General features: G+C 64.4%; 14 protein-coding genes. 5 read left to right on the top strand and 9 right to left on the bottom strand.

Annotation, left to right across the window (positions count from 1 at the left end; all coding sequences use genetic code 11):
• Positions 1 to 37 precede the first annotated feature (37 nt).
• The 5 genes from ACNQPB_RS18870 to ACNQPB_RS18850 all read right to left on the bottom strand — a co-directional run bounded on the left by ACNQPB_RS18870 (position 38) and on the right by ACNQPB_RS18850 (position 4,555).
• Complete coding sequence (locus ACNQPB_RS18870) at positions 38 to 940, bottom strand: LysR family transcriptional regulator (RefSeq protein ID WP_498753957.1); 903 nt, start codon at positions 938 to 940, stop codon at positions 38 to 40.
• Between the two features lie 27 nt (positions 941 to 967).
• Entirely contained in the window at positions 968 to 1,588 is a 621-nt protein-coding gene (locus tag ACNQPB_RS18865; RefSeq protein WP_498753956.1) for an RraA family protein, read from the bottom strand.
• A complete protein-coding gene (locus ACNQPB_RS18860; protein WP_498753955.1) occupies positions 1,585 to 1,980 on the bottom strand; it encodes a RidA family protein in 396 nt (131 codons plus the stop codon). The genes ACNQPB_RS18865 and ACNQPB_RS18860 overlap by 4 nt, the downstream gene beginning before the upstream one ends.
• Positions 1,980 to 3,344, bottom strand: a complete 1,365-nt coding sequence (locus ACNQPB_RS18855) for an MFS transporter (protein ID WP_498753954.1) — start codon at positions 3,342 to 3,344, stop codon at positions 1,980 to 1,982. The genes ACNQPB_RS18860 and ACNQPB_RS18855 overlap by 1 nt, the downstream gene beginning before the upstream one ends.
• Positions 3,345 to 3,463: 119 nt before the next feature.
• Positions 3,464 to 4,555: an RsbRD N-terminal domain-containing protein gene (locus ACNQPB_RS18850; RefSeq protein ID WP_498753953.1), complete on the bottom strand. Its 1,092-nt coding sequence runs from the start codon at positions 4,553 to 4,555 to the stop codon at positions 3,464 to 3,466.
• A gap of 184 nt (positions 4,556 to 4,739) precedes the next feature.
• On the opposite strand from ACNQPB_RS18850, the gene ACNQPB_RS18845 reads away from it, so the two are divergent.
• The 3 genes from ACNQPB_RS18845 to ACNQPB_RS18835 are packed head-to-tail and all read left to right on the top strand — an operon-like array spanning position 4,740 to position 8,990.
• Entirely contained in the window at positions 4,740 to 6,047 is a 1,308-nt protein-coding gene (locus ACNQPB_RS18845) for an MFS transporter (protein ID WP_498753952.1), read from the top strand.
• Positions 6,048 to 6,075: 28 nt separating this feature from the next.
• Positions 6,076 to 7,737 carry an amidohydrolase gene (locus tag ACNQPB_RS18840; RefSeq protein ID WP_498753951.1) on the top strand — a complete coding sequence of 554 codons (1,662 nt, stop codon included), beginning with the start codon at positions 6,076 to 6,078 and terminating at the stop codon, positions 7,735 to 7,737.
• A complete protein-coding gene (locus ACNQPB_RS18835; RefSeq protein WP_498753950.1) occupies positions 7,737 to 8,990 on the top strand; it encodes a M20 family metallo-hydrolase in 1,254 nt (417 codons plus the stop codon). Before ACNQPB_RS18840 ends, ACNQPB_RS18835 begins: the two co-directional genes overlap by 1 nt.
• 99 nt (positions 8,991 to 9,089) lie before the next feature.
• Here the strand turns inward: ACNQPB_RS18835 and ACNQPB_RS18830 are convergent, their stop codons facing one another.
• From ACNQPB_RS18830 to ACNQPB_RS18820, 3 genes are all read right to left on the bottom strand, one after another.
• On the bottom strand, positions 9,090 to 9,341 hold the full coding sequence (locus ACNQPB_RS18830) for a hypothetical protein (RefSeq protein ID WP_498753949.1): 252 nt from the start codon (positions 9,339 to 9,341) through the stop codon (positions 9,090 to 9,092).
• A 78-nt stretch (positions 9,342 to 9,419) separates the two neighbouring features.
• Entirely contained in the window at positions 9,420 to 9,545 is a 126-nt protein-coding gene (locus ACNQPB_RS18825; RefSeq protein WP_498753948.1) for a hypothetical protein, read from the bottom strand.
• A complete protein-coding gene (locus tag ACNQPB_RS18820) occupies positions 9,542 to 10,162 on the bottom strand; it encodes a helix-turn-helix transcriptional regulator (RefSeq protein WP_498753947.1) in 621 nt (206 codons plus the stop codon). Before ACNQPB_RS18820 ends, ACNQPB_RS18825 begins: the two co-directional genes overlap by 4 nt.
• Positions 10,163 to 10,591: 429 nt before the next feature.
• Between ACNQPB_RS18820 and ACNQPB_RS18815 the strand changes: the two genes are divergently transcribed.
• Together ACNQPB_RS18815 and ACNQPB_RS18810 are read left to right on the top strand one after the other, a co-directional pair.
• On the top strand, positions 10,592 to 11,038 hold the full coding sequence (locus ACNQPB_RS18815; protein WP_498753946.1) for a transposase: 447 nt from the start codon (positions 10,592 to 10,594) through the stop codon (positions 11,036 to 11,038).
• Between the two features lie 56 nt (positions 11,039 to 11,094).
• The gene (locus tag ACNQPB_RS18810; RefSeq protein ID WP_498753945.1) at positions 11,095 to 11,802 is read left to right on the top strand and encodes a transposase; all 708 of its coding nucleotides are present in this window, start codon (positions 11,095 to 11,097) and stop codon (positions 11,800 to 11,802) included.
• Here ACNQPB_RS18810 and ACNQPB_RS18805 read toward each other — a convergent pair.
• Positions 11,799 to 12,036 (bottom strand): integrase core domain-containing protein (locus ACNQPB_RS18805; RefSeq protein WP_498753944.1); only part of this gene is annotated, 238 nt, incomplete at its 5' end. The two genes, ACNQPB_RS18810 and ACNQPB_RS18805, sit on opposite strands and share 4 nt — an antisense overlap.

Here is a 12,036-nt window from a genome sequence, read left to right as displayed (position 1 = left end):
ACGACCACCGTCGGGCTTCTTCCGCACCAGCAGTTCCTTATGCTCCGAGGGTGATGCCTTCGACTCGCAGGAATTCCCGGATGCGCAGGGAGATTTCTTCGATGATCGCTTCGGCATAGTGCCCCGGGAGCCAGGCCACATGGAGGGAGAGCCCCAGCGGCCTGGGCGGGAAGCTGTCCTCGTCCAGCACCAGGATGGGATGCGCGCCGTAGAGGGGTCGCTCCGTGGAAAACCCCACACCGTGACCAGCGACAGCAAGGGCCATGATGCTCTGGCCGTCGTCGCATTCGGTGACGCTGCTGAATGTGACATCGTGCCTGCTGAGCGCGTCGTCCAGAAGGAAACGGCTCACGCTGTGGTGCGAGGTGAGGATCGCCGGCATGCCGGCAAACGCGGACAGCGGAAGCGACGTGACGCCGTCGCGCGCCCACTCGTGGCCTGGCGGAAAGTACGCCCGCACCGGAACCCGGCCCAGGGCCACATGCCGCAGGCTGCCGTCAGGAGCCTGTGGCGAGATGGCGAAATCGCAGCCTTGGCGCAGTGACTCCGTCATTTCGAAATGGCTGGTTTCCCTTGCCACCAACTGTGGGTCAGCCGGTGTTGTGGTGGCGATGAACGGCGCAAGGAAGGTACGCAGCGACGCGCTGGTGGCCGCAACGGCCAGCCGCTCCACTTTCCCGGTGCGCAGCAGGGTAGCGGCATTTTCGAAGTCGTGCGCTTCCACCACCAAGCGGCGGGCCGGGGGCACAAGGGCCCGGCCCGCCGCCGTCAGTGCCAGGCGGCTGCCCTGCGGTTCGAAAAGCTCCAGCTTGAGTTCCCGTTCCAGGGTCTTGATCTGGCGGCTCAAGGCGGGTTGGGCCATGTGCAGCTTTTCGGCTGCTCCGGTGACCGTGCCGTGGTCAATGACAGCCAGGAAGTACTGCAGCCGGCGAAGGTTCATGAAGCCCATCTTGCCCCAGCCCGCCGCTTAAGTAGCCAGAAGACCATCCAGAGCCTCCCCTGAACGGATCCTCCTGAGCAGCTCGGGTTCTGCGGCGTCGGATGCTTCTGCGAGAGGCAGCACGCCCGCCAGAACTTCAGGGGTGAACACTGCCACGCCGTTCTCATCTGCCAGCACCAGCCCGCCGTCGGCGATGTGCACGCCGGCGACATTGAGCACGACGCCGGCAGCGGAGCCGCTGCCGCCGTGCCGCTTGGTGGTCAGGCAGCTGGTGCCCCTGGCATGGACGCTGAGGCCGGAAGCCTGCAGGTCCGACAGATCGGTCACCGACCCGTCGACTATGACGCCGACTCCGCCACGTGCAACCACCGCGGCGGCCGTGACGGCGCCCAGCGGGGCATGCCCGTGGTCACCGGACATGTCCACCACCAGGAATTCGCCGGGCTCCAGCCCGAGGATGGCCCGGTTCATGGCGAGGGCGTCCTGACCGGCGATCCGCACGGTCCGGGCCCGTCCGATCACTGTTCCATGGCCTGCAAGGCGGCGGATCTCCGGTGGCAGGAAACCGCCCTCGAGGAAGTGCCCCAGCGTGGGGACGCTGACGCGGGACAGTCGGGCGAGCAGGTCCTCCGCTGCCGGTGCCGTCATACGGGTGCTCCACCCATGCCGCGCTGTACGGCTACGCAGTCGATTTCGAGGGCTACGCCCCAGAGACTCACGCAGACCGTGGTCCGGGCCGGCCGGTGTTCTCCGAAGAACTCGGAGTAGACCCGGTTGTAAGGCTCCAGCTGGTCCGGCGCAGTGAGGTAGCCATTGCACTTGACCACGTGTTCCAGGCCGGACCCGGCCTCCTCCAGCACGGAACTGAGGTTCTCCAAGGTCCGCCTGACCTGGCTTTCGAAATCCTCCGGCTGGTCCTCCAGACCGCCCGGACCGGAAGGCAGCTGGCCGGTGACGAAGACGAAGCCGTTGGCCGAGACCGCCTGGGAGAAGGGCCCGACGGCGGGTGCGAGCCCGGGTGCCGCGGTGACCCGCTGCATCAGGCGTCCTGCCGGGCGGTCGGAGCCTCATCGACCGCGTCAATGTTGCCGTAGCGGGTCTCGCCCAGGATGAACAGCGCAACGAGGGAGAGTCCGGCGGCGGCCATGATGTACCAGGCGATCGAGGAACTTTGGCCGGTCAAGCCCAGCAGCCAGGTGGTGATGAATGGCGTTGCGGCAGAACCCAGCAGCCCGGAGAGCATGTAGGCCACGGACAGGCCCGAGTAGCGGACCTTGGAACCGAAGAGCTCTGCAAGGAAGGTGGCGATGGGGCCGTAGTTGGCGCAGAATGCGGTCATCATGGCCAGGTAGGCAACGAACAGCAGGGCAACGGACTTGGTGTCCATGAGCCAGAACATCGGGAAAGCCAGGAGGGCCTCAGCCGCGACGCCGGCGTAGATGATGGGCTTGCGCCCGAACTTATCGGAGAGTCGGCCGAAGAACGGGATGAGGACCAAGCCCAGAGCACAGGCCGCGAGGACCACCCAGAGCATGAGGGTCTCGGAATGGCCCAGGGTCTTCTTGCCATACGAGACTCCGGATGCGACCAGCAGGGTAAAGGTGCTGCCGGTGGAGAGGGTGGCCACGCCGCCCAGGACAACCTGCTTCCAGTACTTGGCCATCAGGGCGGCGAAGGGCATCTTGGCCTTGGCGCCCTGGTCCTTGACTGCCTGGAAGGAAGGCGTTTCCTCGATGTTGAGGCGGATGTAGATTCCGACGGCGACCAGCAGCACGGATGCCAGGAACGGGACGCGCCAACCCCAGCTGTGCAGGGCGTCCTCGCTGACGGAAGAGGCCACGATCAGGAACGCGACGTTCGCGATCAGGGTTCCGGCGGGAACACCCACCTGGACGAGGGAGCCGAAGAAGCCCCGGCGGTCGGCGGGCGCGTGCTCAACGGTCATCAGCACTGCGCCACCCCATTCACCGCCGAGGGCCAGACCCTGGATGACGCGGAGCAGGAGCAGCAGAAGCGGCGCCATTATGCCGATGGTGCTGTAGTCCGGGAGCAGGCCGATGGCGAAGGTTGCGGCTCCCATGGTGAGAAGGGAGACCAGGAGCATGGATTTGCGGCCCAGGCGGTCGCCGAAGTGACCGAAGACGATCGCCCCGACCATACGCGCGATGTAAGCCGACGCGAAGGTGCCGAAGGCGAGCATCGTGCCGACGATGGGGTCGAAACTGGGGAAGAAGATCTTGTTGAAGACGAGTGCAGAGGCGGTGCCGAAGACGAAGAGGTCATACCACTCGACCGTGGTACCGATGACGCTGGCGAAGGCGATTTTGTTCATCTTCTTCTGGTCCAGGCGTCCTTCGCGGACGATGCCGGAAAGAGCCGGCGACGAGGGGGTGGGCGGGGTCATGGGAACTCCAGAGAATGCTTGGGGGTGGGTTACATCACTATCTCCAGAGTTCAGGCATGCTGTCTAAGACCAAACCGGGATCATGTTCATGCCGATCAGGCATGAACTGGTTGCCATCCTCAGGCCCAGGCCACCACCAGCCGGGCTGCTTGTTCCGGGACCATAAGGTCAATGCCGGTCACTTCCTGGAACCGTGTCATGCGGTTCAGGATCGTGTTGCGGTGGCAGAACACGGCTGCTGCAGTCGCCGTGATGTTCCCGGTGGACAGGAATGAACGTGCGGTTTCCTCCAGCCGTTCCCGCTCGCTTTCGCGGCATCCTTCCAACGCCAGATCCACGGCGAACCTCAAGGGCAGCCGCGCGTCGTCCAGGAGCCGCCTGGCCACCCGCGGCCACGCGGTTTCCATCTCCAAGGGGCCGGGGTCGCCGTCGTGGGCCACGCGTGCAAGTGCTTCTGCCTCCAGCGCCGATTCCCGGATCGCTGCAAGGCCTGGAACCAGTGACACCAGGCCGCAGGGAATTCTTGACAGGCCCGGGGGCAGCGGCGATCCGGTAGGTGGAACCTTCCAAAAGCCGTAAACTACATCCCCGGATTCGTAGATGTACACCCTAGACCGCGCCGCCGGCGCGAGCCCCACTGCCCGCAGGACTGCGCCGGCCTCACCCCGGGCGGCGGCGAGGGAAAGCGTTGCCTCCGGATTCAAATGGAGGGCAGATCCAATCCGACGCAGGTTTTCGGCCCCGAGCCCGCCTGGGCTGAAAACCTGGGCGATGAAGTCCCGCTCCACCACCGCTTCCTCCTGGGCCATGCGGACCCGTTCGTCCATAAAGCCGTTGCGGGTCTGTGTGGCGTACTGGTCTACGAGATTCCAGACCTCCTCTGCGTGGGAGGCAAGCATTGCACTGTCCTCGGCCTCCGCCAGGCCCAGCAACTGGGCCCACATCACCGGAAAGTCCAGCCGCACCGCGGAGGTGAGCGACTCCTGCGGAATACCCGCCCTGGCTCGGCGTCCGCCCAATTCCCGGGCAGCCCGGGCCAGTCCTTCCTCCAGGGTCCGTTCGCCCCGCTGCAGCCCGGATACCAAATGCGTGAAGGTCTCCTCGGCCGTTGCGAGCAGATCGTCTCGGCTTACGGCCGCGGAGGAGTATTCGGGGATCGCCGAAATCTTATCCACGAAATCGGCAGCCATCGCCGGTGCCTGGGCGGTCATGCGCAGCAAGAGCCCTTTCCAATTGTCGGCATCATCCGGACTCGAAGGATTGTGCATTCACACATTCTATGCGCGAAAACCCGTGATGAATCCCTAGGGATTTTGGGCAATCAAACTGTCACCATGGAATGACAGCGCCTGAGACCCCCATCACAGGCCAAAAAATTCTTCCTGGAGCACCCCAATGAGTATTTCCGCCCCCACGCCCGTCATTGACGAGCGAGTTACCAAACGGGTCGCCCTCGGCGCCCTGGTCGGTACCGCGCTTGAGTGGTACGACTTCTTCCTCTTCACCACGGCCTCTGCCGTGGTCTTCAACGTCCAGTTCTTCGCCACCAAGGACCCGATCCTGGCCGGCATCTTCTCGTTCGCCACGCTCGCCATCGGCTTCGTGGTCCGTCCTATCGGCGGGCTGATCTTCGGCGCCATCGGTGACAAGGTGGGCCGCAAGAAGGTCCTGATGATCACGATTGTGGGCATCGGCGTCGTCACCGGACTGGTTGGCCTGTTGCCCAACTACGCCGCTATCGGCATCGCGGCCCCGATCCTCCTGGTTCTCCTGCGCATCGTGCAGGGCCTGGCTGTCGGTGGTGAATGGTCCGGCGCCATGATCATCGCGGTGGAAAACGCGCCGGTGGAAAAGCGCGGCCGCTATGCAGCCATGCCACAGCTGGGGTCCCCGATTGCCACCATTCTTTCTGCGGGCGGCTTTGCTCTGCTCGGCGCCGTCCTTGCGAAGGACAGCTTTGACGCCTGGGGTTGGCGCATCCCGTTCCTCATCGCCATCCCGCTGCTGCTGGTTTCCATCTGGATCCGGTCCAAGCTCTCCGAATCCCCCGAATTCGAAGCTCTGATGGAACAGGGCGAAACGGAGAGTGCCCCCGTCATCAGCGTTTTGAAGAACTCCTGGCGCCAGATCCTGGTAGGCATTGCGGTCGCACTCCTCGGTATCGGCGGCTTCTACCTGGTCACCACCTTCGTGGTCTTCTATGGCACCACCGTTCTGAAGCTGGACCGATCCCTGATGCTTGCAGCTCCGCTCATCGCGGCTGTCTTCGAGATTCCGATTCTGATCGGCGGTGGCCGCTTCGCGGAGAAGTTCGGTGCCAGCAAGGTCATCACCTTCGGTGGCGTAGCCACCGCGCTGCTCGCCTTCCCGGTGTTCCTCGCGATCGAAAGCACGATCCCCGCTCTCGTCATCATCGGCGTCACAGTAGGTGTCTGCGCTCTTTCCATTCCCTACGGTGTATCCGGCGCTGCCCTCACAGCCCTCTTCCCGACGAAAACCCGCTTCACAGGCGTGGCCATCGCCGCGAACTTCGCAGGCCTGGTGAGTGGCTTCATCCCGATGATCGCTACGGCGTCCCTGGCTGCCAGCGGCAATTCCTGGGTACCGAGCGCATGGATGCTGGTAATAGTCGCCTCCCTCACTGCCGTGGCCGGCGTGGCCATTCCGGCATTGAGCATCAAACAGCAGGGCCTCAAGGCCTGAGCCTGGACTGGACCGACTGGAGAACCCTGTGGACCTGGACCTCGTCCTGCACAACGCAGACATCATCACGATGGACCCTTCCCGGCCGTCGGCACGCTCACTGGGTGTGCTGCACGGCCGGGTGGCAGGGCTCGACGGCGACATCGCCGACCTGGGTGCCCGGCGCGCCGTCGACCTCGGCGGACGGACCCTCGTTCCCGGCTTCATCGACGCCCACTGCCACACCCCGTGGTTCGGGCTGGGACTACTGGAACCGACCGTGGACGGCTGCGCTTCCCTTCCGGAAGTGCTGGAGTTGCTGCGCCGGGCCGCGCCCGCCGCGGCAGGCGGCGCCGACGGGTGGTTGATTGCCTCGGGGTTCAATCATCACCGTTTCGACGGGCAGTTCCCCTCCCTGGCCGATTTGGATGCGGTCACTGACGGAGTGCCGCTCTTCCTCCGCCACAACTCCGGGCATCAGGCACTGGTCAACACTGCTGCGCTGCTGAAGGTCGGCCGTTTTGAGCCCGGCACCCCGGACCCGGTGGGTGGGCGGATTGTGCGTGACGAACAGGGGCTGCCCACCGGGGTAGTGGAAGAGACCGCGCAGGAGATCTTCCAGCGTGCATTCCAACCCAGGCCCCTTTCGCGGCTGCAGCAAGCCGTGGAAGAAGCCACCCGGATCTACGCCGCCCAAGGCATCACCAGCTTTACCGACGCCGGGATCGGCGGCGGTTGGATCGGCCAGAGCTCCGTGGAACTGGCAGCGTTCCAGCGTGCCGCTGCAGCCGGCACCTTGAAGGCCAGGGCGCAGGTCATGCCCGTCCTTGATGCTCTTCACCCGGTCCATGGCCATGCCACGGATGGCCTCGGAACTGGTCTCGACCTGGGAATCCACTCCGGGTTCGGTTCGGAGATGCTTTCCCTGGGCCCGGTGAAGGTGTTCCTGGACGGTTCCTTGCTGAGCCGCACCGCCGCAGTCAGCGAGCCGTACTGCAACCATCCGCATGGATCTGGCAATCACGGATCCAGCGGCTACTTTCAGGAAGACCCGGCGCAGTTGCGCCAGCGCATCGAAGCGGCGTACTCCTCCGGCTGGGCAGTTGCCGCGCACGCCATCGGTGACCGGGCCATCGACCTCGCCTTGGATCTCTTCGAGGAACTCCAGGCGCGGTACGGCCCCAATGTGCTCCCCAACCGGATCGAGCATGCCTCCGTAGTCCGGCCGGACCAGGTACCGCGGCTTGCCGCAGCCGGGATCGCTGTTACTCCCCAGTCGAGTTTCTTCGCCGACGGAGGCGACAACATGGCCGCCTCGCTCGGGGAGGAGCGTGCCGCCTGGGCATACCGCGCCGCATCGTTCATCGACGCGGGAGTGGTGGTGGCCGGCAGTTCCGACCGCCCCGTGGCCGACGGCGATGTGCTCCGGGGCATGCAGGCCTACGTGGACCGGCTGACAGGCTCCGGCCGCGTGTTCGGTAACCCGAAAGAACGCCTTGACCGGCTGCAGGCCCTCAGCCTCTACACCACGCAGGCGGCGGCAGCGACGGGAGCTGCCGGCTCGAAAGGCTCCTTGGCCCCCGGGAAGCTGGCAGACGCCGTCGTACTTTCCGGTAACCCGCTGGAAACCCCGGAACTCACTGATCTGACCGTCGAAGCGACGCTGCTCGGCGGAGCCCCCACCCACTCACAAATAAAGGAACTGAACTGATGACCACCCAGACTGCCCCCACCGCGGACGATTTCCTTGCCGATTTCCGCACCATGAGCGAATTTGGCGCCACCGGCAACGGCGGCGTGGACCGTCAGGCTGCCAGCCAGGCCGATGCGGATCAGCGGAACTGGTTCCGCACGATCCTCGAAGCCCGCGGCTTCACCGTCCGCTTCGACCAGATCGGCAACGAATGGGGACTGCTCGAGCGGGTGCCGGGTGCCCCGTTCGTAGTGGTGGGTTCGCACATGGACTCCCAGCCCACCGCCGGAAAGTACGACGGCGCATACGGCGTTCTCGCCGCAGCGCACGCCGCGTTCCGGCTCGCCGCCGCCTGGGACAACGGAGCGCGCACCGCACCGAAGTACAACGTGGCCGTCGTGAACTGGTTCAACGAGGAAGGCAGCCGCTTCAAGCCATCCATGATGGGCTCGTCCGTCTACACGGGCAAGCTCGCACTCGCGGATGCCCTGGCCGTGACAGATTCACGCGGAGTGTCCGTGGGCGAGGCGCAGGGCGGTCACGGCTTCCTCTCGGAGTGGGAAGGTCCCGAGGCGGCTTTCTGCGCGGAGATCCATGTGGAACAGGGCCGTTCCATGGAGCGCGACGCCGTAACGATCGGACTGGTGCACTCCAACTGGGCGGCAAACAAGTACGAGTTCGTGGTGCACGGCGAGCAGGCGCACACCGGGTCTGCCGTGATCGAGGACCGGCACGACGCTCTTTTGGGTGCCTCCATGCTGGTGGTGGCCGCCCGTGAGATCGCCAACGCCTTCCCGGGCAAGGTCCACACTTCCGTGGGCCAACTGGATGTTTATCCGAACTCTCCAGTGGTGGTGCCGAGCCGTGTCTCCCTGCTGCTGGATCTCCGGAGTGCCGACGAATTGGCTCTGGCTGAAGCGGATGCCATGCTGCACCGCCGCGTGGCCGAAGTGGAGCAGGCAGCCAGCGTCCAGGTGGAGCAGCGGACCTCCCATTCCTGGAGCGTGACCCCATATCAGCCGGAAGGCGTGGAACTGGGAGCCAAAGCTGCCGCAGGTTTGGGCCTGCCCTACAAGGAAGTGATGACACTCGCCGGGCATGACTCCACCAACATGAAAGACATTGTGCCCACGGTCATGTTGTTTGTGCCGAGTGTGGACGGCATTTCCCACAACGAGCACGAATACACCAAGGACGAGGACCTCGTGGCCGGCGTTGACATGCTTACCGACGTTGTTGGCCGCCTCTGCGACGGGGCATTGGAGAACTGACGGGGCATTGGAGATCCAAGGGCTGGATCACGCGTCCGTCCCTTATTGCCTTCAGTCTCCGATCCTGACACCCCGTACCGGGGGATGGAGTTGTTCTCCCTATTTGGTGTAGGCGAGCGCGACGGCGTCGTTCGAGCTAGTGATGTTCAGCCGGCGCAGGAGCCGGGCAATGTCGAGGGTGCCTTTGTCTCGTTCGGCGGCGATCTTCATGGCCAGGAGCGTTTCGGTGTCTGCTGCCTGGATGGTGAGGCCGTCGAGTTGTTTGAGTTCGACCCAGGTGGCGTTCTCAGGGACGAAGGCTGCGGCGTTGGAGTTGAGCCAGCCCGGTGCGAGGTCGTACTCCGTGGCCATTTCGCGGACGATCGCGTCGACAGCAGTTTTGTTAGCGTAACTGGCATCGATATCGGCCGTGGGGCGGTTGCCGATTCCTTACAGGATGAGGGCGGCGCCGCCGACGAGCTTCACGTCCCCATGGGCGCCACGGGCCTTGAGGCGCTTGGCGAGTTCCTTCAGGAGGGCATGGATCTGTGCCGCGGTGAGTTCGCCGCCACTCATGCGGTGGCCAGGCTGCGTTCGCGGATAAAGACGTTCATGGCGGCGAGTTCTTCCGGGGTTTCGTTCATGGTGAGTTGTTTCATGGGTTCTCGGACGTGCCTGTAGGACTCGGCCGGCATCCATGCGGTGTCGAGGGGTTTGATGCGTCGGGTCCAGGACGGTGCGGGCTGGCCGAGCCGGTGGGCTGTGTAGTTGGTGATACCGGCGAGGGTTGCGGACCAGTGCGGGTCCTTGAGCCGGGGGCTGCGTTGGAGCAATGGCCTGCCGGCTTTGAGGGAGGCGGTGGCGTAGTCGGCGAGCATCTTGATGGCGAACTCGAAGTCCCGGGTTGCAATCAGCTCCGTGAAAGTCTGCGCGTAGTCACGTCGCGCCGGGTCGTGGTCGCTGCCGCGGGGGATGAGGTCCGTGGCTTCCAGTGACAGGCCAAGGGCCGTCAGGACGGCAAGGGTCTTGCCGAGTTCGGCCCGTTCGTGGCCGGCTTCGAGATCAATGAGGAACTTCCGGGAAACTCCTGCGCTGTCGGCGAGGGCCTGCTGGGACAGCCCGCGGGCCTGGCGGCGGGCACGCACGATTGCACCGATGTTTGCCGGCGTGTCGATGCTGGTCCTAGTTGTCATGGCCGCCTCCTTTGCCGACCATTATGTCACCGAACGGTGACAGTAGTCAGTTCTGTTGGTTGGCCTCCGCGATCGGCCGGGTTGGTAATGTCGTGCACTGCCGGATCTGCGATGGACAGTGGGAGGATCAACAACGGAGGGGAGTGATGGAAGTCGATGTGCTTGGTTCCAACTCTTGCTTTCGAAAGCCACCTCCCTGATGAATCCAGCGCCGGCGATTCGCGCCGCCGAGGTGGTGTGTTGCGAGCGTTTTCAGTGAGTCCGGGTCGCCATCGGAAGGCAAAAGAGGGGGTGTGCACAATGTGCACACCCTGCCTGTCGGACTAGGCCGTACATCGGTCGGACTGGTCCGGATTCCCTGTGTGTCAGGCTGTTGTGTGACAGGTTCGCTGTCGCTGCGGCCGGTGCTCGGGACGGGGAAGGTCCATCATGGATTTCGTTATTCCCGTGCGTGCTTCGAACCGGAAGCACTTCACGACCGATCAGAAGCACGCGATTCTGGATGAGTACGACAAATGCCTCGAGTGGGGCTCCAAAGCCGCATTCATCAGGGCGGTCGGCATCACCGAAGGCACCATTAACAAGTGGTGCCGGGAGAGGGAGGCCGGTCAGCTGAGATCCAGATCCGACACCGTTAGGCAGGACCAGCGATTGAATTCCGGCGATAAGCAGTTGCTCAAACGGGTCTTGAAGGAGAACGAAATCCTTAAGGCCAAACTGGCACGGTCCGAGGCTGCGGTCGACATTCTGGGAAAAGCTTCCGCGCTCTTGGACGCGATGGCCAAGAGCGCGGCGGCGACGGATCCGAAACTGGAAGAACCGGAGCCGCAGCGGCCGGACTGGCTGAGGCCAAAACCTGGAAAAACCTCGCCCTGACCTTTGCCGGGAAACTGATCACGGCCGGCTGGTCCGCGGTGAAGGCCTGCGCCCTGGTGGGCGTTCACCGCACGTCCTGGTACCGGCACTTGAGCCCGGCCACGCCGGCGGGGGTCCTGGTGCCCCACGTTGACCGGGCCTACCCGAACCGGATCACCGACGCCGAAGCGGAGGCGTTCATGGAGTTGTTGAACTCCCGGGAATACGCCAACCTCTCCGTCACCCAGGCCTACTACCGGATGCTCGATGCCGGGCACTGCTACTTCTCCATTGCCGCCGCCCACCGCATCGTGGCCCGGTATGGGCAGAACGGCGACCGCCGCGAACAACGCACCGGAACCGGCCCCAAACGAGCCAAACCCGTCGTGCACGCGACCGCCCCGAACCAGCTGTGGAGCTGGGACATCACCATGCTCCACGGCCCGGGGAAACACACCTACCGGCTCTACACGATGCTGGACGTGTTCTCCCGCAAGGTCGTCGGGCACCGGGTCGAACACACCGAAACCGCGTCCCTGGCCGCGGCACTTATCAAGGACGCCGTCACCGGAAACCGGCAACGCCCCGAGGTGCTCCATGCCGATAACGGGGCACCCATGAGGGCCGGCAGCACCCTTCAGCTGGCCCGGTCTCTGGGCATCACCCTGTCCTACTCCCGGCCACGGGTCTCGGACGACAACCCCTACTCCGAATCACTGTTCAAGACCGTGAAATACGACCTGGACTTTGGGACTGCCCCGGCTTTCGTTGACTCGGGGTCTTAGGCCACTTTGAGCGCGGTCCGGTTGATTGTTTCATATTCGATGGGCGTGAGTTTTCCTAAGCGCCTTTGCCGTCGCCGGCGGTGGTAAGTCCGCTCGATCCAGGTCGTGATCGCCAACCTTAGGTCCTGCCGTGTGAGCCACCACTGACGGTCCAGGACGTTCTTTTGCAGCAGCGAGAAGAACGATTCCATCGCGGCGTTGTCCGCGCACGCGCCGACTCTGCCCATCGAGCCG

It is taken from the genome of Curtobacterium sp. LFS079 (assembly GCF_047977865.1).
Lineage (GTDB): Bacteria > Actinomycetota > Actinomycetes > Actinomycetales > Micrococcaceae > Arthrobacter.
The sequence above is the reverse complement of the archived record's forward strand: the minus strand, read 5'-3'. Positions and strand labels throughout refer to the sequence as shown.